This window comes from Sneathiella sp. (genome assembly GCF_036960985.1).
Classification (GTDB): domain Bacteria; phylum Pseudomonadota; class Alphaproteobacteria; order Sneathiellales; family Sneathiellaceae; genus Sneathiella.
In genome coordinates this window covers 1-23,430 of the sequence record NZ_JBALWD010000015.1, presented here as the reverse complement: position 1 = coordinate 23,430, position 23,430 = coordinate 1, and the positions used below count along the sequence as shown (strand labels likewise).

Here is a 23,430-nt window from a genome sequence, read left to right as displayed (position 1 = left end):
GAAGCTTCGGCTTCCCCTTAGCTATTTGTGACCTTCGTACCATTCCTGTAGTTTCTTTGTTCCTAGAATTGCCGAAATACGCTCAGAGAGATATTGTCACTTCGAAATAAACGATTGGATGTCCACTAATATGTCAAATACCCTTCCGCAAAGCATAGATGATGTAGAGAGCATGCTCCGGGACGCCAATTACGTTGCCGACCGAAGCCTCGCAACGATCCTTTTCCTGTCCCTAAAAATGGGGCGCCCGCTCTTTTTGGAAGGTGAAGCCGGCGTTGGAAAAACCGAAATTGCCAAGGTTCTGGCGGAACAATTAGACCGTCCACTCATTCGGCTTCAATGTTATGAAGGACTGGATGTCAGCTCCGCGGTTTATGAATGGAATTACGCCCGGCAGATGATTGAAATTCGTTTGGCCGAAGCAGCCAACGATGCCAATAAGGATGATCTTGTCAGCGAGATATTTTCTGAAAAATTCCTCATCAAACGCCCGCTCCTAAATGCCCTTGAAAGCACTGGTGGAAAAGCGCCAGTTCTGTTGATCGATGAACTGGACAGAACGGATGAGCCGTTTGAAGCCTATCTTCTTGAGATCTTGTCGGACTTTCAGGTTACAATTCCGGAAATGGGCACCATTAAAGCCGATGAGACGCCAATCGTCATAATCACATCCAACAGAACCCGTGAAATTCATGACGCCTTGAAACGCCGCTGCCTTTATCATTGGGTTGACTACCCCAATGCAGTGCGTGAAAAAGAAATTATTGCTCTTAAGGTTCCCGGTGCAGATGTTCGTTTATCTGAGCAAATCGTCGACTTTATTCAAGCACTTCGAAAAGATCCAAATCTGTTCAAATTGCCCGGTATTGCGGAAAGTCTGGACTGGACCAGTGCCTTAACGGAATTGAATGTCATCTCCCTTGATCCGGATGTCATCAATGACACATTGGGTGTTCTCTTGAAATACCAGGATGATATAACCAAAATCCAAGGCAGCGAAGCTGCGGAAATCATCAATCAGATTAACCGGGAAATCGATAGCTAGGATGACCGGTACAAAACGAAATTTGGCTATTTTTGATATCGACGGGACAATTATGCATTCCGCCGGGCACGATGTGAGCCTGTTTCGCGAAGCCCATGCGCAGCACATACCCAAGGAAAGTATGACAGCGCATTGGGGTAATTTTAGCCAGATGACTGATTTTGCAATCAATAACGAATTTTTTGATCGGGTCCATGGCCGCGCGCCGACCGATCATGAACTAAACGCGATCCAATCAACCTTCATTGCACTGGTGAGAGATGCCCATATGGCCCGGCCGGAGATCTTTTCACCAGTTCTTGGTGCTCTTCATGCCATTGAAAACCTGTCTGGCCATACAGATTGGGCTGTTGGTTTTGCCTCTGGTGGTTGGGAAGTATCCGCAACCTATAAACTAGAAACAATGGGCATCAATGCCAACGCCTATCCGACCGCTTTTGGCGACGCCCATGCCGATCGGCTGACGCTTGTGCAAAGCGCGATCGATGCAGCGAAAATAACCCATGACCGGGATGCCTTTGATCATATTGTTTCTGTTGGTGACGGAATCTGGGATGTTGCCGCGGCCCGCGATCTAAACTTGCCGTTTATCGGCATCTCTTCGTGGGTATCGCGGGAAACTTTAATGGAAGCTGGCGCCCAAGACGTCATCGACCACTATGAAGATTATGCAGCTTTTGAGCAGTTATTGCTAAATTCACGAGTTCCGAACTGATGCCGAGGCAAGAAAATCATAGCGGCACCTTTGTCGAAAACATCATGCATTTCGCCCGCACCTTGCGGCGCGCAGGATTGCCCGTTGGCCCGGGCCGGGTTATCGAGGCTGTGCGGGCTGTCGAAACTGCCGGTATCCGGCGCCGGGACGACTTCTATTGGACATTGCATTCGGTTTTCGTTAATCGTCGCGATCAATGGGATGTGTTTGATCAAGCTTTTCACGTGTTCTGGCGCAATCCGGAACTGCTGAAAAAAATGATGGATATGATGCTGCCGACCAGCTTCCTCGACAGTGTCAAAAGTGACGATGAAGAAGAGCTAAGTCGCCGTGTCTCCGAAGCCCTTGCGCCTCCTCGATCGAAGAACAATGAGGATAACGAGCAAGAGCAGGAAGAGGTCGAGATCAATGCGACTTTGACAGCGTCCGATAAAGAGCTTCTGCAGACGAAAGACTTCGAAAGCATGAGTACGGAAGAAATGGAAACGGCCAAGAAAGCCATTTCCGCCCTTCGCCTGCCGATCATGAAAATCAAAACACGCCGGCGCCGTGCCGACCTGCATAAGGGAAGCGTTGATATGCGCCGGACATTGCGCGCCAGTTTACGTTCTGGCGGTGCGACCATACCGCTTCGCTTCAAATCCCCCGTTACCCGTCACCCACCTTTGGTGATTTTATGCGACATCTCCGGCTCCATGACCCAATATAGCCGCATGTTTCTGCATTTTATGCATGCACTGACCAATGACCGCGATCGTGTTCATACGTTTGTTTTTGGTACCCGCCTGACTAATATAACCCGGTATATGCGGTATAAGGATGTCGATGCCGCATTGGATACTGTCAGTGAAAAAGTAGAGGATTGGTCCGGTGGCACCCGTATTGGTGCGACAATCAAGGAATTTAATAAGGATTGGTCCCGTCGTGTCCTTGGACAAGGGGCCGTGACGATGCTTATATCTGATGGATTGGATCGGGATGCTGGTGAAGGACTGGGGGTCGAAATGGAACGTCTCCATAAATCCTGCCGTCAGCTCATCTGGCTCAATCCCTTACTCCGATATCAAGGTTTCGAGCCACGCTCCCGCGGCGTGAAGGCTATTTTGCCGCATGTTGACTTGTTTCGAACCGTACATAACCTTGATAGCCTGATCGAATTGGCCGATATTCTATCAAAACCACAACCGCATCTAAATGAAAGCAGGAGTTTTGCCGCATGACCGATCCTACCTCTGTTCTTCCCATTGATGACGTCCTAGAACAAGCGCTCGTCTGGAAACTCGATGGTCGGGAAGTTGCTATTGCAACTGTCATCAACACCTGGGGCTCAGCCCCTCGCCCCGTTGGCAGTCAATTGGCCATCGATGAGACCGGCAATATGATTGGGTCCGTCAGTGGTGGCTGTGTCGAAAGTGCCGTTATTCAAGAAGCTATCGACATCATGCAAAGCGGCATTTCAAAAACATTGGAATTCGGAGTCAGCGATGACGAAGCTTGGGAAGTTGGACTGGCTTGCGGCGGTAAAATCAACGTGTTTGTAGAAAAACTCAACTAGGATTTATTTTCATGGATCTCGGTTTATTAAAAGACCTACAGCAGGCGCGCAAAGACAAACGGCAGGTTGTTCTGGCGACAAATTTGACGACCGGTGTTGAAAAACTACTCTATCCTTTTGACACGGAAGACAGTTCCAAGCTTCTTCTTGGCGCGCGCAATGCGTTGATCAGCGACAAGGCTGGAAATCTTGAAACAGATGAAGGCCCCGTCTTCCTGAATATCTTTAACCCAAGGCTCCGCTTGTTCGTTGTTGGCGCTGTCCATATAGCCCAGCATCTCGTTCCCATGGCCGCCGGTGCCGGCTATGAGGTGACCGTGATCGATCCTCGCCGCAGTTTTGGCTCGGACTTTCGTTTTCCGGATGTCACGCTGGATAACCGTTGGCCGGATGATGCATTCGTTGAATTGCAAGCCGACCGCCGCTCCGCCATTGTAACACTGACACATGATTCAAAGCTGGACGATCCGGCATTGGTCTATGCGTTGCAATCAGACGCTTTCTATATCGGTGCGCTCGGCAGTAATAGAACCAACGGAAAACGCCAGCTACGATTGGAAAAAAAGGGTTTCAAGACCGAAGATATTGACCGTATTCACGGTCCTATCGGCCTTGATATTGGCGCAAAATCACCCGCTGAAATTGCCATTTCCATCATGGCTCAAATGACGGCTATCCTGCGCCAGAAAGCTGTTTAATGATATTTGGCCGCCTACCCATTGATGAAGCTGAAGGGACCATTTTGGCCCATGCAGTTGATCAGGGTAACGGCAAGCTATTGCGTAAAGGGCATATTATCTCGGCGGCGGATATCGAGAGGCTCAAGAACTCAAATGTTACAAATGTTCTGGCCGCGCGGCTCGAGGCCGGAGATATGGCAGAAAATGACGCGGCCAAGGCAATCGCCGATGCGTTACTGAGGAAATATATAAACGGCAAGGCACCGTTTACAGGTCGGGCGAATTTGTTTTCTACAGATCATGGTGTCGCTATAGTGAATGATATTTTATTGCGTGAAATCAATCACATAGACGAATCTCTTACCATAGCAACCATTGCAAACCATGATGTCGTTTTGCCCGATCAAATGCTCGCGACCATCAAAATCATACCCTTTGCCGCCAAGAAAAGTAAAGTTGATGAAATTCTGGATATTATCGAGCATTCTGCTGAGCCTTTGATCAATATTGCCCCCTTTCAACAACGAAGTATCGGGGTGATTTCAACTGTTCTGCCGCAGACACGTGCGAGCGTCGTCTCGAAATCGGAAAAAATCCTCGAGGATCGCTTAATTCTCTGTGGGAACAGGATACAAGAAAGAATTACGCTAGATCATCACGAGATGGAGCTCGCGAAGGGAATAACCCGTCTTATGGAGAGTGGCTGTGACATGGTCCTGATTTTCGGAGCGTCCGCGATAACCGATCGCAAGGATATTGTTCCGACGGCGATACTTGATACTGGCGGTCAAATAGATCATTTTGGAATGCCCGTCGATCCCGGAAACCTTTTATTACTTGGCCATAACGGCGCCGTTGATATTATTGGTTTGCCTGGGTGCACGCGTTCACCGAAACTAAACGGGTTTGACTGGGTATTACAACGGAGGTTAGCGCGTATTGACGTCACGGCGTCGGACATCATGGATATGGGACCTGGTGGATTGCTCAAGGAAATCAGCAGCCGGCCACAACCGAGAAATATTGCCCCATCACCGGCTGATACCAAATCTGTTGCTATCCTTATCCTCGCAGCAGGCCAATCCAGGCGTATGGGTCAGGACAACAAACTACTTGCACAGATCGACGGAAAACCGATGTTCCGGCATGTCGCGGAGCAGGCCCTGAAGTCGAGCGCATCCGGTGTTTTTGCCGTAACAGGGCATGAGCGCGACGATATTGAGAAGGTTATAGAGGATCTGGATATTAAAACCTTTCATAATCCGGATTTCGCAGATGGGCTCAGCAGCAGTCTGAAAACCGGATTTCGCGCTTTATCGAAACAATATGACGGCATCCTAGTCTGTCTTGGCGATATGCCGTTCATCAAAGCAGAATTATTCAATCAACTGATCAGTACTTTTGATGTGGAAGAAGGTCGCTCAATCGTTGTCCCGACATATCAAGGTAAGCGTGGCAACCCGGTTCTTATCGCCAGCTTATTCGCACCGGAAGTCGCCACGGTAACCGGCGATATTGGTGCGAAATCGCTCATCGCAGAAAATGAACATGTGGTTTTTAACTTGGATATAGAAGCAAACAGTATATTTACAGATATCGACACCCCAGAGGCGCTCAAAAATCTTCAACAAAGAAAAGATGTAGCAACGTGATACAAGAACTCTATCAAAAACAGCTAATGCGACTTGCCGCGGACGCAACAGGCGAAGGCGTTATGGAGAATCCGGATGCAGAAATTGTTCTCGATAATCCAACCTGCGGCGATCGAATAAAAATTCAGGTCAAAATTTCTGACGGAAAGATTACGGCGCTAAATCACGAGAACCGGTCCTGCATGTTATGTCAGGCCGCCGCTTCTGTTGTCGGGGAAAATGCCGTAGGGCACTCACGAGAGGACATCGCCTCGGTGCGCGATTCTATTGAATCAATGTTAAAAAGCAATTCTTTCAGCGCAATTCAGGGATGGAATGCCATTGAAAATTTTGCCCCAGTCGCCGACCATAAAAGCCGACATGCCTGCGTCCTCCTCCCCTTCGATGCCTTGATTAATGTGTTAAACGAAGTACAAGTAAAAAATGCGTAGACAAAATCCACAAATAAAAAACATCCCGAACCTGCCCTCACCCTGTACTGGTGTCTGTACGATGGACATGGATAATAGATTTTGCAAAGGCTGTTTTAGAACGCGTCTTGAGATTGGTGGATGGGCAACTTTAAGCAATGAAGAGAAGCTTGGGATTGTTAAGCAGCTCAGGTCGCGGAGAGCTGAAACCAAAGCTTAAGTAATTTTGCCTTATTTTTGCCTATTTCAAAACGCTTAATACCGCACTCTCCTGATATGCTGGACAAGGTACCTTCAGAAAGCTAGGCGGATGTATTTAAAAACTTTGAGCGTTGTAACAGTTACTTTCCTGTCACTCTTGTTTGTGGTCATGGCGCAATTCATGCCGGCCGCAACAAATTTGACAGCGAACGCAGCTATTCATGACCCCCAAATTAAATGCTTGGCACAGGCCGTATATTTCGAAGCACGCGGCGAGCCGTTCAGCGGGCAGCTCGCTGTCGCCCAGGTCGTGCATAACCGTGTTGCGACGCGCGACAAATCATACTGTGACGTAGTTTTTGAAGGCAGCCACCGACGAAATGCCTGTCAGTTTTCCTTCGCCTGTGATGGAAAATCCGATGTCGCAACGGAAGTTTTGGCGTGGAACCAATCCGTTTCAGTTGCCAGTATTGTGCGGAGTGGAAATCTTAGAGATATTTCTGGCATGGCCACGCATTATCACGCGAATTATGTATCGCCAAAATGGTCTAAAAAACTCTTTAAAACGACCACCATCGGGAATCATATATTTTACCGGTAATGCTATCTATCAAAATAAATGACCAAAATAAGGCAGTTTATTTTGTAACGATCGTTCTGAGTACGCCACACCTGTATTAGGCTTGATGTGTAAAAGTCCGATATGTTTCATGTGTTTACATATTATTTTAACGACTTTTTAATTATAATTTTTAATCGTTGTCACTATAGCGTGACCGGTATCACATACAGGTGACTGCCGTTCCCCCACTATTTAAGTCAGAAAAGTATAACAGTTCGATATATTACGTTTTGTAATATATGTGGTTAAATGTTATGTATTTTTTCGTGTGTACTATTTCGAATAAGAATTGAGCTGATTTAATGGATATTAGAACACTATGCCTTGGTGTCCTGACGATGGGTGACGCCACGGGGTATGAAATCAAGAAGATTTTCGAAGATCGCCTAGATCTGATCTTTCATGCAAGTTACGGATCTATTTATCCTGCGCTCACTAGATTGACCGACGAAGGCCTTGTGTCCTGCGAGGAGTTTGTTCAAGAAAAGCGGCCCGATAAAAAAATCTACTCAATTACAGCGAAAGGTAGATACAGCTTCCTTGAAGAAATCATGAAAAAGCCGGCGCCGGATCGGTTTCGCTCTGAATATCTGGCGACCATCATGTTTTCCCATCTCCTCCCCGCGGGAACAATCGCTGAATTGATCGACCAACGCATTGTCGAGAGAACCGAAAAAATCAAGGATATGGCATCACAATGCCCCGGCGCACCAGACAGTGCGGAACAGTTTATGTGCGGGTATGGCCAGGCAGTTTACAAAGCCGAAATAGACTACTTGAATGAATACAGACATTTGCTGGAAGCGGATGCCCTGATGAGCCGCCGGGCTGCAGAATAAATACCATGTTGAACACCCTACAGAACAAAGAGGTACAGTTGTGAACCGCTCAATAATTATTGCCATCATTATCGCCATAGCCGTCGTTGGATGGATTGCGTCGGGACAGATGGATAATTTCAATGGAACGACCGGCAATGAAGCTGCTGCGGCCACCGAAAAAGACGGTGTCAGCGCGCTTGCCTCTTCGAATGCGGAGGAGCCTAAGGAAAAGCGGAAACTAACCGGGGTGCGCATTCAGACATTTACGTCGCAACCGCGGCAACAGGAGGTCATCGTCCACGGAAGAACTGAAGCGTTTCGCGTTGTGGAATTGAAAGCCGAAATCTCGGGCCGTGTCAAAAAAGTTCATGTTAACGACGGGGACCGCGTCAAGGCCGGAGATCCGATTGTCAGCTTTGACGTGAAGGACAACCAAGCCAAGCTGCAGGAAGCGCAGGCTCTCGTGCGTCAACGTGAAATCGAATATAAGGCAGCTAAAGCCCTCAATAAAAAGGGGTTTAGTTCCAACACAACATTGGCAAGCACAAAAGCTTTGCTTGACAGCGCCAATGCTCAAGCAACAGGCATGCGCATTCGACTTGATGATCTTTTGGTAACCGCCCCGTTCGATGGCTATATCGAGCACCGTACGGCGGAAGTCGGAGACTTTTTTAAAGACGGCGGCGAAATTACGACCATCGTCGATAGCAATCCGCTTTTGGTAACGGGCCAGATATCCGAACTTCAAGTCAACAACATCGAAGTCGGCGGCGAAGGCACAGCGAAATTGGTGACGGGAGAAGAAGTCTCGGGCAAAATTACGTTCATTAGCAATATGGCTGAAGCGGCAACGCGGACGTTCAAGATTGAACTTGAAGTTCCGAACAACGAATACAAGCTGCGTAACGGTGTGACTGCTGAAATCAATATAAAAATTAAATCGGTGGATGCTCATTTCATTTCGCCGGCCCTACTGACATTGGATGATGCTGGTATTTTGGGACTACGGGCGGTTGGAGATGACGATATTGTCGTTTTCTATCCGGTAAAAATACTTGCGGACACGTCCGAGGGTGTCTGGGTATCCGGGCTACCAGAAACAGTCAATTTGATCGTCGTCGGACAGGATTTTGTCCGCGAAGGTGTCCAGGTGAAACCAGATTTTTATACGGCTGAGGCGTCACAATGAACGCACTAATTGATGCGGCAATCGAGAGATCAAGAACGGTAATTTCTGCACTTGTTCTTATTTTGGTGGCCGGTGTCTACGCCTATGTAGATATTGCCAAAGAAGCCGATCCCGATATTAATATTCCGATTATTTATGTGTCCATGACACATGAAGGTATCTCGCCTGAAGATGGCGAACGCCTCCTAATCCGGCCTATGGAACAGGAGTTGCGGACCATTGAAGGTGTCAAGGAGATGCGCTCGAATGCCGGCGAAGGGCATGCTTCAGTAACACTGGAATTCGATGCTGGTTTTGATTCAGAAAAAGCATTGGAAGATGTCCGCGAAAAAGTCGATGTGGCAAAAATTGAACTCCCGCAAGAAACCGATGATCCGGTTGTCAATGAAGTCAATGTCGGACTGTTTCCCGTCCTTATCGTGACGCTTTCCGGCGATGTTCCATTGCGATCCCTAATTCGTCTCGCGCAAGACCTTCAAGATGAGATTGAAGGTCTACCAGGTGTCTTGGAAGCCAATATCGGCGGTGACCGAGAAGAAGTCTTGGAAGTGATTGTCGACCCGGTCAAACTGGAAAGCTATCAGATTTCCAATACGGATCTGGCCAACGCGGTCGAGCTTAACAACAAGCTCGTCGCTGCGGGCTCCATGGACACGGGCAAAGGCCGTTTTTCCATCAAGGTCCCGGGCCTCTTCAAAAATGCATCTGACGTTCTTGATATACCGATTAAGGTATTTAAGGAAGGCGTTGTTACACTACGCGATGTCACAGAAATTCGCCGAACGTTTAAAGATGCAGACAGCTATGCGCGTCTAAACGGTCAACAAGCCGTCGCACTAGAAGTGAAAAAACGGCTCGGTGAGAATATTATCGGAACGATCGAAGAAGTTCAGGCTCTTGTCTTGGCGGAGCAGGCTCATTGGCCCGCAGGTGTTGAGGTAACATTTAGTCAGGATAAGTCGGAAGATATCCGATCCATGCTGAATGACCTGCAGAATAATATTATCAGTGCCATCATACTGGTTATGATCGTCGTGATCAGTGCATTGGGTGTCCGTACGGCGGGCCTTGTCGGCCTTTCCATACCTGGGTCCTTCCTGATTGGCATTCTGTATATGTACCTGTTTGGTTTGACCATTAACATTGTTGTCCTGTTTGGGTTAATCCTGGCAGTTGGAATGTTGGTTGATGGCGCTATCGTGGTGACAGAATTTGCCGATCGAAAGATGGCAGAGGGTATTCACAAGCGAGATGCTTATGCTCTTGCGGCGAAACGGATGGCCTGGCCAATCATTGCTTCCACCGCGACAACATTGGCCGTTTTCATGCCGTTATTATTCTGGCCCGGCGTTGTCGGCGAGTTTATGAAATTCTTGCCGATCACTTTGATTACGACGCTAACCGGATCATTGCTGATGGCATTGATTTTTGTCCCGACACTGGGGTCTGTTTTCGGTCGTGCAGGCTCGACAAACTCAAAAACACTTGCGGCGCTTGCCGCGGCCGAGTCTGGTGATATCACGACAGTTGGCGGATTTACCGGACGCTATGTCCGATTACTATCTGTTTGCCTTAGGCATCCTGCGAAAATCATGGTTGTTGGCGTCGTGACATTGGTTGGCGTTCAGTACTACTATTCAAACCACGGTAACGGCGTTGAGTTTTTTCCGGAAGTGGAGCCCGAATTAGCACTGTTATACGTTCATGCTCGCGGTAATCTGTCGACTGATGAAAAAGATGTGCTGGTTGCCGAAGTCGAAAGAGAAGTTCTAAAACTTGGTGATTTCTCGTCTCTTTACACCCGAACCGGCAGTGCAGGCGAAGGTCAGGATGTTGCCGAAGATGTTATTGGCACCATTCAGATGGAATTCAAGGATTGGCAGGATCGCCGGCCGGCAAAAGTCGTTTTCGAGGATATTCGCGAAAGAACCGCGCATTTGACAGGTATAACTGTGGAAACTCGGGAACCGGATACGGGCCCGCCTACAGGAAAAGACGTTCAGATTCAGTTGTCTTCTCGCAACCCGGATTTATTGCCCGCGGAAATCGCGAAAATTCGTAATCACCTCGAAAACAATGTTAAAGATCTTCTGGATCTGGAAGATAGCCGGGCAATTCCCGGAATTGAATGGGAAGTGAAAGTTGATCGCGCGCAAGCGGGTCGGTTTGGCGCCGATATTCTGACAGTCGGTAAAACCATTCAACTTGTTACAAATGGCATAAAGGTTGGTGAATATCGCCCTGATGATGCCGATGAAGAACTGGACATTCGTGTTCGCTATCCAGATGACAAACGCAGTATTGATCAATTGGATAATCTTCGAGTTTCCACGGCAAATGGTATGGTCCCCTTATCGAACTTCGTGACCCGCGAAGCCAAACAAAAGGTTGGGACGATAAATCGGGTAGATGCCCGGCGCGTCATGACCGTCAAGGCGAACGTTGGCGGAGATGTTCTGGTCGATACGAAAGTTCAGGAAATTCAGAATTGGATTATAAACGAGGCGAATATTCACCCGGAAGTCAGTTATGTCTTTAAGGGTGAAGATGAAGAACAGCAGAAGGCCATGGCCTTCCTGGTGAAAGCCTTCGCAGTTGCCTTGTTCGTTATGGCAATCATTCTAGTAACGCAGTTCAACAGCTTCTATCATGCGTTCCTGATCCTGACAGCCGTCATTATGTCGACCATTGGCGTTTTTGTCGGACTTATAATTACCGGACAACCTTTCGGCATCGTCATGACGGGCGTCGGGGTAATTTCCCTAGCGGGAATTGTTGTGAATAACAATATCGTTCTTATTGATACCTACGCCCATCTACGAAAACAGGGCATGGAGGCCATGGAAGCGATTTTGCGTACCGGCGCTCAGCGTTTGCGTCCAGTCCTTTTGACAACTGTCACGACGATTTTCGGCTTGTTACCCATGACGTTGCAAATCAATATTGATTTTGTAACGCGTGAGATTGTAACCGGGGCCCCCTCCTCGCAATGGTGGGTTCAATTGTCCACGGCCGTGGCCTTTGGCCTGACGTTTGCGACAGTCCTGACGTTGGTTATGACACCTTCCTTGTTAATGGTCGGTGCCAATGTCAGTAGCTTTTTCGAACGTCGAAAAGTCAGCAAAGCTGAACGCAAGTTGATGAAGAGCCATCCGGCACCGGCAGAATAACAAACGAAATTGAGCGCGGGATTAGTTTCCGCGCTCAACTTACTTTTCTGTATCTTCTGATTTTTCTGCTTCTTCTTTAACGACGTCAGCTTCAGTTGCGGCTGCGGCTTTCTTAACATCAGCCTTTTGCGCATCTTGCTGTTCCAATCGATGGTGGCTGATCACCGCGAAAGGAATAGTCGCGAGATAGGCAAGAGCGATAAGCGACAAAAGCTGCCAAGGATAGCTGGCCATCATCGCCGCCATGCCACCCACAAGGATCAGCATCGGCATGATGAAACGCCGGGAAATTCTAAGGCGCTTAATCGAATAAGTCGGGATCCGGCTGGCCATCAAAAATGCCATAAATAGAAGCCAGGCCGCATTTAGAATATCAGACCGGAAAAAATCACTGTCCGTGAAAAAATTCATGACCATAAACAGCATTGCAATTGATGCGCCGGCAGGCGCGGCAATCCCGGTAAAATAGCCGGCGGCCCAGACGGGTTGGTCTTCATCCAGCATGGAGTTAAACCGCGCCAGACGCAGCCCGCAAGAAACCGTATAGATAAGAGCAATAATCCACCCAATCCCACCAAGCCCGGCGTCCAGGGTCCATAAAAACAGGACAAGGGCCGGAGCAACGCCAAAGCTTACGAAATCAGACAGGGAATCCAGTTCGGCGCCAAATCGTGAGGTGCCTTTAAGTAATCGGGCCATGCGGCCATCAAGGCCGTCGAGAACGCCCGCCACCAAAATAGCGATGACGGCCAATTCCCATTTTTCATTCAACGCAAATCTTACCGATGTCAAACCAGCACAAAGCGCCAGTGTCGTCAGCATATTCGGGATGAGTGAGTTTAAAGGTAGCGCACGAAACCTGTTCCGCCGATTGAATGGCATTTATCGAACCTCCACCGGCATGGGTCCATCATTTTCGCCCTTAAGGTCAGCGATAATGGTTTCGCCGCCAACCATGTTTTGACCTAACCCGACTAACGGCTCAACGCCTTCGGGAAGATAAATATCAGTCCGACTTCCAAAACGGATCAGTCCAAATCGTTCACCAGTTCGTACCTGTTGTCCATCCGTCAGGTAGCAAACAATCCGGCGGGCAACCAGTCCAGCGATCTGCACGAAAACAACATCCTTGCCGTCATCGGTGCGCAAATGAACAGCATGGCGCTCGTTTTCTTCCGATGCCTTATCCAAGGCGGCATTCAGAAATTTTCCGGGCCGATAAACCTGCCGGACAATAGATCCGCCCAGCGGGACGCGATTAACATGGACGTTGAAGACGTTTAGAAACACACTGACCCGTAACATCGCGTCGGAGCCCATGCCCAGTTCCTCTGGTGGCACGGCCCGTTCAATCAACTGGACGACGCCATCGGCTGGGCTGACGATCAACCCTTCACGGGTCGGCACGTTGCGGTTCGGATCGCGAAAGAAGTAGACACACCAGAGCGTCAGGACCACTCCAATCCAGCCCAGAAAGGGCCAAGTGAAGAGAAAAAGCGCCAAGGTGACTGCCGCGAAAATGGCAATAAACCGGTGGCCCTCCGGATTAATCGGGACCACAACAGACTTCAACGTATCCATATTCTTTTCTTTCCGGCTCACTAAGTTCTATATGTCCCTAGCCCTATAGCGCAGGTTCCCAAGAAATAGAACAAAAAGATGTCGTAAAGAGTGTAACCTTTAATCCATGACCTGCTCAAGCTTCTCTTGATAGCTTGCTGCTTCCTGTTGTCGGGCCCACATGCCGGCATACTGACCGTCAAGTTCCAGGAGCTCGTGATGGCGCCCTCTTTCGACGATACGGCCGCCATCAAGGACAATAATCTCATCCGCATCCACGACCGTTGAAAGGCGATGCGCAATAACCAACGTTGTATGATCTTTCGAGACTTCCGCCAGACTTGCCTGAATTTCCTTTTCAGTGTGGGAATCAAGGGCCGATGTGGCTTCGTCAAATAACAAAATGCGGGGACGCTTCAAAATGGTCCGGGCAATGGCCACCCGTTGTTTTTCGCCGCCGGAAAGTTTCAGGCCCCGTTCGCCAACCATGGTGTCATAGCCATCCGGTAATTTTTCAAGGAAATGATCGATACTGGCAAGCCGGGCCGCCTCTTCCACTTCTTCGCGGCTGGCACCGGGGCGACCATATTCAATATTATAGCGGATGGTATCGTTAAACAGCACCGTATCTTGCGGGACAATCCCGATAGCAGCGCGCAGTGATTCCTGCGTGGTTTCGTCTATCCGGTTGCCATCGATGGTGACATAGCCGCCATCCACGTCATAAAACCGGAACAATATTCGGGAAATAGTCGATTTTCCCGCCCCTGACGGACCAACGATGGCAATTTTCTTTCCCGGCTCGACCTTGAAAGACACGTCATGGAGAATTTGCCGATTGGCGTCATAGCCAAAATTCACATTATGAAACTCAACTTCCCCGGCCCCATCGACGAGCGGTCGGGCATTGGGTTTATCGTCAATTTCCCGCGACACCATCAGCAGTTCAAACATTTTCTCCATATCGACAAGGCTCTGCTTGATTTCCCGATACACAAAGCCCAGAAAATTCAGCGGCTGAATAAGCAGCATCAGAAAGGCCTGTATGGCGACAAAGTCACCAACCGTATAGCGTCCATCGACAACGCCGCGCGCCGACAGGATCAAAACGGCGACCATACCGGCACTGATAATAAGTCCCTGTCCGATATTCAGATAAGCCAAGGTCGTATTGCTTTTGACGGCCGCGGTCTCATAGCCAGCAAGGGCCTTGTCAAACCGGGAGGCCTCATGCTCTTCATTGCCGAAATATTTAACCGTCTCAAAGTTGAGCAGACTATCAATGGCCTTGGTATTCGCCTCACTGTCTTTCTCATTCATGGTGCGCCGGAATTTCAGACGCCATTCGGTCACGGCCAGAGTGAAGTAGATATAGCCAACCAAAGTCGAAAAGGTGATAAGCGAGATGAGCCAGCCATATTCAACGAGCAAGATCCCGCAGATAAACACTATTTTCAACAATGTCGGAATGATGTTGAACAGCATGAAGCGCAGCAGAAAATCAATGCCCTTCGTTCCCCGTTCGATAGCCCGGCTCAACCCGCCGGTCTGCCGATCCATGTGGAATCTGAGAGACAATCGATGCAGATGACGGAAGGTCGAAAGACCAACTTGCCGAATGGCATTCTGGCCAACTTTAGCAAATACAGCGTCCCGTAATTCTGCAAATGCCTGGGTCAGGACCCGAGCGACGCCATACGCCACGATGAGGCCGAGCGGCATGACAATGATCGGGTTCACATCCCCGGTCATATCATCGACAATAAATTTAAGAAGATACGGCGAATAAACTGAGGCAACCTCCGCCATCACAAGCAGAATAACCGCAATAACCACCCTGACTTTCAAATCTGTCCGGTCAGAAATCCACAAATAATTTCCGAGGGTGCGGATTGTTCCGAAGTGGCTGCGTTTTGCATCATGTGCGTGGCTGTCAAATTTGGTATCGCTCATACAGGTTCCATAGAAAATTACCGACCAAAGAAAATACGATAATTTCGCCTAATCTCTTAACGATATCTTTGGCCGGTGCATAAAGTGTGACCTTGACCACATATCAAACGACAAGAACCCGACGCCTGGATTCAAGATCAAGAAGCGTTAGTCTTTTTGTGGAAGGCTAAATATTTGACCCGGAAAAATGAGATGCGGATCGCGAATCTGCTCCTGATTGGCCTGATAGATGACCGTATATTCGGTCCCTTCCCCATACACACGACGGGCAATGCGCCACAGACTGTTTCCCGGTTGGACAATGGCGCTCAGTTTTCCGTTTTCCTGCGCCAAGATAACATCGCTTGCTGGCGCTCTTTGAAACGGCAGCTCAACGCGGGATACAACGGTTCCCGTCGGATCAACCTGATCAACCCTCAGCTTATAGGTGCCCGCGGGGACAGGTTGATCGGGACGCATTGACCAATTGCCATCCGCATCAACAACTGCAGAACCGACCGCACGGTTATTGACGTATACTTGTATCGTGTTACCGGGAAGACCTTTACCAGAAAGTTCAAGATTTCCAGCATCTCCATAATTGACAGACCCCAGGGATAATCCCTTGGCCTTGGAGAGATCTCCGACAGGTGCCGGAACCTGGAGCAATTTGACCTGCCCATTACCTTTTGCGTCTCCGTCTTTCGGAGCCAGCATTGCAATTGCCGGGGCTCGTTCCGTCATCGGAACCGTACAATCGGGCACGTTCATCACCACCAATTTACCAGATTCCAGTTCTACGCCGTCCGGATTTTTCGCTTTGAGATTAACGGTTTGCGAGCCAGATGGCAGGGCTTTCGTTGACGTAAACACCCATTCACCGCGTGCCGATGTCTTGACTTCGCCGGTATCATTTCCGCCGACAATAATTGTCACCATGGAATTCGGAACGCCCCTACCGGCGATCAGTATTTCACAGTTTTGATCGACCCTGACGACGTCAAAACTCGGACGCGCAGCTGCCATCTTCTGTGACGCTTCATCTTCAGCCGTATCCAGTTTCTTATCGACGACCTTCGGTGTTGACGTCGCATCGGCAGCCGCTGTGCTGCTTTCCGTCACGTCTTTATCTGTGCTTGATTTGCCGGAACTATCGGGCGAGGCATCGTCAGTTTTCGATGTTTCAGAAGAATCAGTGGTCTGTTCGGCGACACCACCTTCCTCATCAGAAGAAAAGAAACCATCTCCCCGTAAATAGAGAAAAAAACCTGCCACGATGAGCAGTAAAATTGCCAGGATACCAAATACGCGCACCAGAGCCTCGCTATCAAAACTAAATGTGCCGCCATTATGACCTGCCCGGACGCATCACGCAACGCCTAGGGAAAATTAGGAGGCCGAGGCGCGTTTCACTACATTCTTTATAGGTTTGATAGACTTCAGATAATCGGCAATTGCTGTAAGGTCCTCTTCTGTCAGTTTCGAGAGGCTATGCTCGATAACTTCCTCCATACTCCCCTGAACATCGTCATAATCGGGCTTTAATCCGGTTTTCATAAAACTGACAATATCACCTTTCGACCATTCGCCGATCCCGGTTGCATTATCGGGGGTGATATTTGGAACAAATTCCCCTTCGCCGCCATTCGGCGTTCCCGCCAAATAAAGCGACGCGTCGACACCACCAAACATGTTTCGGGGCGTATGACATTCACCGCAATGGGTCAAGGCATCAACAAGATATCCGCCGCGCGCCACCTCGGTCGACGCTCCTTCCGGGGCAACATACGGGCCCTCGTTGAAGAACAGCAACCGCCATCCCCATTGTAACCACCGCCAGGAGAAAGGAGCGGAAACTTCATGGCCTTTATCTTCTTGAACAACTTTAGGAAGACTATCTAGGTAAGCCTTTATTGCTAAACCATCTTCGTCTGTAATTTTTGTGTAACTGGTGTACGGAAATACGGGAAAATAAGGATGGCCAGACGGGCTAATGCCTGTCTTCAGGGCCGTTAGAAACTGGGTGTCTGTCCAACCACCAATACCCGTTTCGCCATCTGGCGTAATATTCGGGCTGTAAAAAACACCAAAAGGTGTTTTTAACGCCCGCCCGCCGGCATAGGGCTTGTTGCCGTCGCCGGGAATAGTGTGGCAACCATAACATCCCCCCGCTGCCGTGAGATATTCCCCGCGCGCCACCATATCATCTGCGGTGGCCGAGGGAATATGCAGCATTCCGAAGAATGCCACACTTATAGCTGCGCCGAAGACCCTGACAACAGTCTGTTTCGAATTTTCGGCGCCCATCACTCTTATTTCCGTTTATGCGTTTGCTCTATTCTTTTGGCTTACGGAACGGTTTATGGCAACCACCACAAGTTGCTCCTGTCGCCTTGAGCGCGCCGCCAATTTTTGCTTGATCTCCTGACTGAACAGCAACAATCAACTGCAAGCTTGCGGCCTGCAAATCTTCGATCGCCTTGGCGAACTTATCCTTGTTGGACTCATCCCAGATATCCGGTTTTGAGCGGGATTTTTCAACGCCGGATCCGGCAGGAAACCACTTACTCATATTTGCCGAAAGCTGGGCAATAGCTTTGGCATTTTGGTTTAAAGCATCGGAATAAGCCACTTCACCTTTTGCAACTTTTCCTATAGCGCCCATATTCATGCCAAGCTTTTTCATTTCGCCAATTCGGTAATCAGCTTCTGCATTTCCCGTTGTTTCGGAATGTGCACTGGCCATGCCCAGGACAATGCCACTTCCCAAAATTACACCAAAAACAGTCTTTGTAAGTCTATTGCTCATTTGTAAAACCCTCCTCAACTGATTGTTCGTCATTTTCATTTAAATTTTCGTGCGCCCAGTTATTCTAAATATATCGTAATATCACCTAGGGTAGTTTGACAACTATTTCTTCGCCGCCATACCCATCTATTTTGTCATGTGCCCTAACTCTCACTTCCTTCACATGCATGGGAATTGAAAGAGTCATCGACCGTGTAAAGGGTTGTTCACCCACATGAGGATGCATTAAAACCCGCGTTCCCAGGATATTTCCCTGCAGATCCAACACGTCCCATTTATCAGCATAATGTTCCCATCCCTCATCGTCATGCATAACGGTAACGCTGAAACGGTAGACGTCCGCTTCCACCTTGGACACATTGACATCCAATACTGCGGCCTCTCCGGCGAAAACCGGACTTGACGTCAACGCCATTAAACCGCAAATAATAAAAATCATTTTTCTAATCATTAATTCTCTTTCTTATTACAGGCCCCAATATGATCAAGGTTACATCACTCTGTGTTTATTGTGGTTCCAGGATGCCTACGGATCCTGACCATAAAGAAGCTGCACGCTTGCTTGGCCAACAGCTTGGCCAAAGCAACATAAAACTGGTCTATGGCGGCGGCCATGTCGGTTTGATGGGAATTACAGCCGATGCCACTTTAGACGCTGGGGGTCAGGTTATCGGGATTATTCCCGCGCATCTACATGATATCGAGGTTAGTCACGAGAAATTGACAGAACTGCATGTCGTTGACAGCATGCATGTTCGTAAAGAAATGATGTTTCAGTTATCCGATGCCTTCGCGGTTTTACCTGGCGGGCTGGGAACCCTGGACGAAACGTTCGAGATGATCACCTGGCGCCAGCTTAAGCTCCATGACAAGCCCATAATCCTCGTCAATTACAAAAACTACTGGGATCCCTTCCTCAAATTAATCGAACATATGATCGATGCAGGATTCGTTCAGCCCGAAGTTTGGACCTATTTCCAGGTGGTTGAGAAGCTCGAGGACATCCTTCCGGCCCTAAATGCCGTTCCGGAGGCACAAATCGACGCGGATGTGTCAAAATTCTAGGATAAATCCACAGTTTTTTGTCGGTACCGCTTGCACCTGTTGCCCGCGGTGCTATTTTGCTGCCGAGAATGAAAAACATATAGGCAAAGAAGGAAATCGATATGCCAAAGATTCAAGTCCAAAATCCAGTTGTCGAACTGGATGGCGACGAAATGACCCGGATTATCTGGGATTTCATTAAGAACAAACTTATCCTCCCTTACTTGGATATCGATTTGAAATATTACGATCTGGGAATGGAATTCCGAGATCAAACCGATGATCAGATTACAATCGATGCAGCAGAAGCCATTCTGAAATATGGTGTTGGCGTCAAATGCGCGACCATCACACCGGATGAGCAGCGGGTTGAAGAATTCGACCTGAAGAAAATGTATCGGTCGCCCAATGGCACCATTCGGAACATTCTGGGCGGTACGGTTTTCCGCGAACCCATTATTTGTGCCAATGTCCCGCGGCTCGTCCCGGGATGGACGGATCCCATCGTCATCGGCCGTCACGCCTTTGGGGATCAATACCGGGCAACAGATATGCTTATCCCCGGCCCTGGTAAATTGACAATGAAATACGAACCCGCTGATGGCGGCGCGTCTCAGGAATACGAGATTTTCGATTTCAAAAGCAGCGGTATTGCCATGGGCATGTATAATCTAGATGAATCCATTCGCGGATTTGCCCGGGCCTGCATGAATTACGGCTTGAACAGAAACTGGCCGGTTTACCTATCGACGAAAAATACCATTCTGAAAGCCTATGACGGTCGCTTCAAGGATCTTTTCGAAGAAGTCTTCCAAAGCGAGTTCAAAGCAGAATTCGACAAACGCGGCCTGACTTACGAACACCGTCTGATTGATGATATGGTTGCCTGTGCCATGAAATGGTCCGGTAAGTATGTCTGGGCTTGCAAAAACTATGACGGCGATGTGCAATCCGATACGGTCGCTCAGGGCTTTGGCTCCCTCGGCTTGATGACATCTGTTCTGATGACACCAGATGGGGACACTGTCGAAGCGGAAGCGGCACATGGTACCGTAACCCGGCATTATCGTATGCATCAACGCGGTGAAGAAACCTCGACCAATCCAATTGCTTCCATCTTTGCCTGGACGCGGGGCCTGATGCACCGGGCAAAATTGGATAACAATGATGCGCTTCTCGATTTCGCGACCAAGCTGGAAACCGTTTGTGTGGCCACCGTCGAAAATGGTGACATGACCAAGGATCTGGCGTTGCTGGTCGGACCGGATCAGCCTTGGCTGACCACCAACCAGTTCCTGGATGCGTTGGATTCAAATCTACAAAAACAGATGGCCTGATCCGTCTGCTCATCTCAAAGACGAAAGGCCGGTTTTATACCGGCCTTTTTTTTGAACCCAAAATATATATTGGGTCATTACGCAAAAAAATAAGCCAGTAGAAAAACTACTGGCTTATTTTCGCGCTATTTCCTGTCAGCACATGTTATTCAGCAGGCTCTTCCGCGTCATCCACTTCCGGAGTCCCCTGGATCGCATCGGAGATCACACCGGCATTGGCGAGAATTTTCGTCTCGATTTCCTGAGCCATGTCTGGATGCTCTTTGAGGAAGATTTTCGCCTGTTCCCGTCCCTGACCAATGCGGATACTGTCATAGGAATACCAGGAGCCGGATTTTTCCACAATTTCCGCTTTCACGCCGAGATCCAGAATTTCCCCGGTTTTAGAAATACCTTCACCATACATGATATCAAATTCGATTACCTTGAACGGCGGCGCCACTTTGTTTTTGACGACTTTGACCCGTGTCTGATTGCCGACGATATCGTCTTTCAACTTAATCGCACCAATACGCCGGATATCAAGCCGCACAGAGGCGTAAAACTTGAGGGCATTTCCGCCAGACGTGGTTTCCGGACTGCCAAACATTACCCCGATTTTCATCCGGATCTGATTGATAAAAATCACCATGCAGTTGGAACGGGAAATCGATCCGGTCAATTTGCGCAAAGCCTGGCTCATAAGGCGGGCCTGAAGACCCACATGGGTATCGCCCATTTCGCCTTCCAGTTCCGCTTGCGGTACCAACGCCGCTACACTGTCGATCACCAGTACATCAATGGCACCGGAGCGCACCAGAGTATCGGTAATTTCCAAAGATTGCTCACCCGTATCCGGTTGGGAAATCAGCAGCTCATCCACATCCACACCAAGCTTCTTGGCATAAACTGGATCCAACGCATGCTCGGCGTCAATAAAGGCGCAGGTTCCACCATTTTTCTGCGCTTCGGCAACCACGTGCAGAGCCAACGTGGTTTTGCCGGAGCTTTCCGGTCCGTAAATTTCAACAACCCGGCCTTTTGGTAACCCGCCAATGCCAAGGCCAATATCCAATCCGAGGGATCCTGTCGGAACAGATTCAATGTCCAGAGCTTCCTGCTGCCCCAGTTTCATGACCGATCCCTTACCGAAGGCCCGATCAATCTGGCTCATCGCCGCTTCTAATGCTTTTTTCTTGTCCATGCCACCTGCTTCAACGAGTTTCAGAGCTGATTGTACCATTACTACCCCCTTATTTCATAGGTCATTGTCGGATGCAACTCGCTCAATGTACATGTTTTGTTCTCATTGGCAACAGTTTTTTATCTTGTTGTAAAATAAAGAGAATTTTTGTTTGTTTTTCATTTGTTCTCATTAACGGAGTTAAAATCAAATTTACAGTTAATTTGATTCAAAGGAATCACGTCGGATTAAAGGACGGCATGGTACCGATATTGTATCTTTTTCTGCGGATGCTTAGAAATTTCCGGTATTAGCTTGGATATATTATTATCCTTGATGCGGATGACATCGCTGGTCAGCTGATGGATGCGGCGGAATGGGCCCTCACCCTCAACAAAGGCACCCAGCCTTTTCTTCATGAGATGTGTCGCCCTCTTTTCAGCTTACTGAAAAGAGGGCGGTGTCAGAGTACATCGAGACGGCTTCCTCTCAATTCACCTCAAAAAGGATCTGCGAATGCCAGATCGAGATTGTTCTCAGTTTCCTGATACGCAACCCCATAGTCTTCTGCTTCCTGACGATTCTGGCGATCCTGTTCCTTGTAAAGATCATAATCTTCGTCGTAATCCGTTGAAGGGGCATTCTCCCGAAATCCGGAGTTAAAAATCCGTTCGAACATTTGGTCAATTTCACCCTCACTTGGATCGTCGTCTTCCTTTGAGCTCGATGGGTCTTCAGCCGCTTGTTCCGGAACAAAATTCTCCTCTTCCAAGTTCATTTGCGCAATATTGTTCTGAACATTGAAACGCTCACCATCCAAAGCAAGGCTGGCGATGAAACCGTTCAGGTCGACTGTGTCGCCCTCAATCAAAACAATCGCTAAAAACTCGCCTTCGGGAAGTCGTATGCCAAACCTGTTTGATCCAAATTGCTCGATGCTGAGATCATTTAAGCTGGTAATGCCGTAAGCGTCCGCTTCAATGTTGATATAATCACCGTCACCAATATTCAGATCGAGAACGAAGTGATCCGTGCCTCCGTTGAAGTAGACTTCATCCTGCCCGGTGCCGGTCGTAATATTAAGCCCGCTCGCAGACATCGTGTTCAGGCTATCGGACCATTGCGAACCGGAAAAATCCTGCCATCCGTCCGGATCGGCAAAGACGTTGTTTACAATATGCGTATCCATATCGAAAGAACTTGCATCGGGGCCCAGGACGGTCGCGATAACAACTCCCGTACTCGCGACGCGAAGGTAACCAATGCCCCCTTCTTCGATTTTATACGACAATTCTGTTCGGTCCGAGATGCCGTAGGCTTCATAGTCAATTTCAATGCTGTCTGAATCGGCTTCGAAATCGACAATCGTATTGTTGCCACCGTTCAGGACGAATAGATCCGACCCGTCCCCGCCTTCGAAGGCGTCGTTTCCGTCTCCCCCATCCAGAATGTCGTTGCCATCTTGTCCAGATAGATAATTGTTTCCGGCATCCCCCATGAGCACGTCGTCTTGTGCGTCACCGCGG

The 23,430-nt window shown here is 48.8% G+C and carries 23 protein-coding genes and 1 pseudogene; 14 read left to right on the top strand and 10 right to left on the bottom strand.

The features are described 5' to 3' along the window. Positions 1 to 118: 118 nt before the first annotated feature. The 12 genes from V7723_RS10570 (at position 119) to V7723_RS10520 (ending at position 12,060) form a co-directional block, all read left to right on the top strand. Positions 119 to 1,045 carry an AAA family ATPase gene (locus V7723_RS10570; protein WP_443024215.1) on the top strand — a complete coding sequence of 309 codons (927 nt, stop codon included), beginning with the start codon at positions 119 to 121 and terminating at the stop codon, positions 1,043 to 1,045. Position 1,046: 1 nt separating this feature from the next. Beyond that, positions 1,047 to 1,760, top strand: coding sequence for an HAD family hydrolase (locus V7723_RS10565; RefSeq protein WP_335684432.1), 714 nt, complete (start codon positions 1,047 to 1,049; stop codon positions 1,758 to 1,760). Next, positions 1,760 to 2,980, top strand: coding sequence for a vWA domain-containing protein (locus V7723_RS10560; RefSeq protein WP_335684431.1), 1,221 nt, complete (start codon positions 1,760 to 1,762; stop codon positions 2,978 to 2,980). The genes V7723_RS10565 and V7723_RS10560 overlap by 1 nt, the downstream gene beginning before the upstream one ends. Continuing rightward, complete coding sequence (locus tag V7723_RS10555; protein WP_335684430.1) at positions 2,977 to 3,315, top strand: XdhC family protein; 339 nt, start codon at positions 2,977 to 2,979, stop codon at positions 3,313 to 3,315. Before V7723_RS10560 ends, V7723_RS10555 begins: the two co-directional genes overlap by 4 nt. A gap of 11 nt (positions 3,316 to 3,326) precedes the next feature. Further along, a complete protein-coding gene (locus V7723_RS10550) occupies positions 3,327 to 4,013 on the top strand; it encodes an XdhC family protein (protein ID WP_335684429.1) in 687 nt (228 codons plus the stop codon). After that, positions 4,013 to 5,647, top strand: a complete 1,635-nt coding sequence (locus V7723_RS10545) for a molybdopterin-binding/glycosyltransferase family 2 protein (protein WP_335684428.1) — start codon at positions 4,013 to 4,015, stop codon at positions 5,645 to 5,647. Before V7723_RS10550 ends, V7723_RS10545 begins: the two co-directional genes overlap by 1 nt. After that, positions 5,644 to 6,078 (top strand): iron-sulfur cluster assembly scaffold protein, encoded by a 435-nt coding sequence (locus tag V7723_RS10540; RefSeq protein WP_335684427.1) that lies wholly within the window; start codon positions 5,644 to 5,646, stop codon positions 6,076 to 6,078. The genes V7723_RS10545 and V7723_RS10540 overlap by 4 nt, the downstream gene beginning before the upstream one ends. Continuing rightward, positions 6,071 to 6,277 carry a DUF1289 domain-containing protein gene (locus V7723_RS19810; RefSeq protein ID WP_443024214.1) on the top strand — a complete coding sequence of 69 codons (207 nt, stop codon included), beginning with the start codon at positions 6,071 to 6,073 and terminating at the stop codon, positions 6,275 to 6,277. Before V7723_RS10540 ends, V7723_RS19810 begins: the two co-directional genes overlap by 8 nt. A 90-nt stretch (positions 6,278 to 6,367) precedes the next feature. After that, positions 6,368 to 6,859: a cell wall hydrolase gene (locus tag V7723_RS10535; protein ID WP_335684426.1), complete on the top strand. Its 492-nt coding sequence runs from the start codon at positions 6,368 to 6,370 to the stop codon at positions 6,857 to 6,859. Between the two features lie 323 nt (positions 6,860 to 7,182). After that, positions 7,183 to 7,719 (top strand): PadR family transcriptional regulator, encoded by a 537-nt coding sequence (locus V7723_RS10530; protein WP_335684425.1) that lies wholly within the window; start codon positions 7,183 to 7,185, stop codon positions 7,717 to 7,719. Positions 7,720 to 7,759: 40 nt separating this feature from the next. Beyond that, positions 7,760 to 8,890: an efflux RND transporter periplasmic adaptor subunit gene (locus V7723_RS10525; RefSeq protein ID WP_335684424.1), complete on the top strand. Its 1,131-nt coding sequence runs from the start codon at positions 7,760 to 7,762 to the stop codon at positions 8,888 to 8,890. Then, positions 8,887 to 12,060 (top strand): efflux RND transporter permease subunit, encoded by a 3,174-nt coding sequence (locus V7723_RS10520; protein ID WP_335684423.1) that lies wholly within the window; start codon positions 8,887 to 8,889, stop codon positions 12,058 to 12,060. The genes V7723_RS10525 and V7723_RS10520 overlap by 4 nt, the downstream gene beginning before the upstream one ends. 39 nt (positions 12,061 to 12,099) lie before the next feature. Here V7723_RS10520 and V7723_RS10515 read toward each other — a convergent pair whose 3' ends face one another. The 7 genes from V7723_RS10515 to V7723_RS10485 form a co-directional block, all read right to left on the bottom strand. Then, complete coding sequence (locus V7723_RS10515) at positions 12,100 to 12,942, bottom strand: CDP-alcohol phosphatidyltransferase family protein (protein ID WP_335684422.1); 843 nt, start codon at positions 12,940 to 12,942, stop codon at positions 12,100 to 12,102. Continuing rightward, positions 12,943 to 13,662 carry a phosphatidylserine decarboxylase gene (locus tag V7723_RS10510; protein ID WP_335684421.1) on the bottom strand — a complete coding sequence of 240 codons (720 nt, stop codon included), beginning with the start codon at positions 13,660 to 13,662 and terminating at the stop codon, positions 12,943 to 12,945. It abuts the gene before it with no gap. Positions 13,663 to 13,740: 78 nt separating this feature from the next. Then, complete coding sequence (locus V7723_RS10505) at positions 13,741 to 15,573, bottom strand: ABCB family ABC transporter ATP-binding protein/permease (protein ID WP_335684420.1); 1,833 nt, start codon at positions 15,571 to 15,573, stop codon at positions 13,741 to 13,743. 147 nt (positions 15,574 to 15,720) lie between these two features. Then, positions 15,721 to 16,866 carry an Ig-like domain-containing protein gene (locus V7723_RS10500; protein ID WP_335684419.1) on the bottom strand — a complete coding sequence of 382 codons (1,146 nt, stop codon included), beginning with the start codon at positions 16,864 to 16,866 and terminating at the stop codon, positions 15,721 to 15,723. Between the two features lie 75 nt (positions 16,867 to 16,941). Continuing rightward, positions 16,942 to 17,859 (bottom strand): c-type cytochrome, encoded by a 918-nt coding sequence (locus tag V7723_RS10495; protein WP_335684418.1) that lies wholly within the window; start codon positions 17,857 to 17,859, stop codon positions 16,942 to 16,944. 28 nt (positions 17,860 to 17,887) lie between these two features. Then, entirely contained in the window at positions 17,888 to 18,361 is a 474-nt protein-coding gene (locus V7723_RS10490; RefSeq protein ID WP_335684417.1) for a c-type cytochrome, read from the bottom strand. A gap of 85 nt (positions 18,362 to 18,446) precedes the next feature. Next, positions 18,447 to 18,812 carry a hypothetical protein gene (locus V7723_RS10485; RefSeq protein WP_335684416.1) on the bottom strand — a complete coding sequence of 122 codons (366 nt, stop codon included), beginning with the start codon at positions 18,810 to 18,812 and terminating at the stop codon, positions 18,447 to 18,449. A gap of 29 nt (positions 18,813 to 18,841) precedes the next feature. On the opposite strand from V7723_RS10485, the gene V7723_RS10480 reads away from it, so the two are divergent. Continuing rightward, positions 18,842 to 19,426: a TIGR00730 family Rossman fold protein gene (locus V7723_RS10480; RefSeq protein WP_335684415.1), complete on the top strand. Its 585-nt coding sequence runs from the start codon at positions 18,842 to 18,844 to the stop codon at positions 19,424 to 19,426. 101 nt (positions 19,427 to 19,527) lie between these two features. After that, complete coding sequence (locus V7723_RS10475) at positions 19,528 to 20,742, top strand: NADP-dependent isocitrate dehydrogenase (protein WP_335684414.1); 1,215 nt, start codon at positions 19,528 to 19,530, stop codon at positions 20,740 to 20,742. 145 nt (positions 20,743 to 20,887) lie between these two features. On the opposite strand, the gene recA is transcribed toward V7723_RS10475, so the two are convergent. The 3 genes and pseudogenes from recA to V7723_RS10460 form a co-directional block, all read right to left on the bottom strand. Then, positions 20,888 to 21,964: a recombinase RecA gene (gene recA, locus V7723_RS10470; protein WP_335684413.1), complete on the bottom strand. Its 1,077-nt coding sequence runs from the start codon at positions 21,962 to 21,964 to the stop codon at positions 20,888 to 20,890. Positions 21,965 to 22,152: 188 nt separating this feature from the next. Next, positions 22,153 to 22,323, bottom strand: coding sequence for a hypothetical protein (locus V7723_RS10465; RefSeq protein ID WP_335684412.1), 171 nt, complete (start codon positions 22,321 to 22,323; stop codon positions 22,153 to 22,155). A gap of 80 nt (positions 22,324 to 22,403) precedes the next feature. Beyond that, positions 22,404 to 23,430: pseudogene (locus tag V7723_RS10460) on the bottom strand (hypothetical protein); the annotation flags it as partial.

Bases quoted from the DNA above. Each gene is read 5' to 3' on its own strand.
- V7723_RS10570 (WP_443024215.1), top strand. From the start codon at position 119: ATGTCCACTAATATGTCAAATACCCTTCCGCAAAGCATAGATGATGTA.
- V7723_RS10565 (WP_335684432.1), top strand. From the start codon at position 1,047: ATGACCGGTACAAAACGAAATTTGGCTATTTTTGATATCGACGGGACA.
- V7723_RS10560 (WP_335684431.1), top strand. From the start codon at position 1,760: ATGCCGAGGCAAGAAAATCATAGCGGCACCTTTGTCGAAAACATCATG.
- V7723_RS10555 (WP_335684430.1), top strand. From the start codon at position 2,977: ATGACCGATCCTACCTCTGTTCTTCCCATTGATGACGTCCTAGAACAA.
- V7723_RS10550 (WP_335684429.1), top strand. From the start codon at position 3,327: ATGGATCTCGGTTTATTAAAAGACCTACAGCAGGCGCGCAAAGACAAA.
- V7723_RS10545 (WP_335684428.1), top strand. From the start codon at position 4,013: ATGATATTTGGCCGCCTACCCATTGATGAAGCTGAAGGGACCATTTTG.
- V7723_RS19810 (WP_443024214.1), top strand. From the start codon at position 6,071: ATGCGTAGACAAAATCCACAAATAAAAAACATCCCGAACCTGCCCTCA.
- V7723_RS10535 (WP_335684426.1), top strand. From the start codon at position 6,368: ATGTATTTAAAAACTTTGAGCGTTGTAACAGTTACTTTCCTGTCACTC.
- V7723_RS10530 (WP_335684425.1), top strand. From the start codon at position 7,183: ATGGATATTAGAACACTATGCCTTGGTGTCCTGACGATGGGTGACGCC.
- V7723_RS10520 (WP_335684423.1), top strand. From the start codon at position 8,887: ATGAACGCACTAATTGATGCGGCAATCGAGAGATCAAGAACGGTAATT.
- V7723_RS10515 (WP_335684422.1), bottom strand. From the start codon at position 12,942: ATGCCATTCAATCGGCGGAACAGGTTTCGTGCGCTACCTTTAAACTCA.
- V7723_RS10505 (WP_335684420.1), bottom strand. From the start codon at position 15,573: ATGAGCGATACCAAATTTGACAGCCACGCACATGATGCAAAACGCAGC.
- V7723_RS10495 (WP_335684418.1), bottom strand. From the start codon at position 17,859: ATGGGCGCCGAAAATTCGAAACAGACTGTTGTCAGGGTCTTCGGCGCA.
- V7723_RS10490 (WP_335684417.1), bottom strand. From the start codon at position 18,361: ATGAGCAATAGACTTACAAAGACTGTTTTTGGTGTAATTTTGGGAAGT.
- V7723_RS10485 (WP_335684416.1), bottom strand. From the start codon at position 18,812: ATGATTAGAAAAATGATTTTTATTATTTGCGGTTTAATGGCGTTGACG.
- V7723_RS10480 (WP_335684415.1), top strand. From the start codon at position 18,842: ATGATCAAGGTTACATCACTCTGTGTTTATTGTGGTTCCAGGATGCCT.
- V7723_RS10475 (WP_335684414.1), top strand. From the start codon at position 19,528: ATGCCAAAGATTCAAGTCCAAAATCCAGTTGTCGAACTGGATGGCGAC.
- recA (WP_335684413.1), bottom strand. From the start codon at position 21,964: ATGGTACAATCAGCTCTGAAACTCGTTGAAGCAGGTGGCATGGACAAG.
- V7723_RS10465 (WP_335684412.1), bottom strand. From the start codon at position 22,323: ATGAAGAAAAGGCTGGGTGCCTTTGTTGAGGGTGAGGGCCCATTCCGC.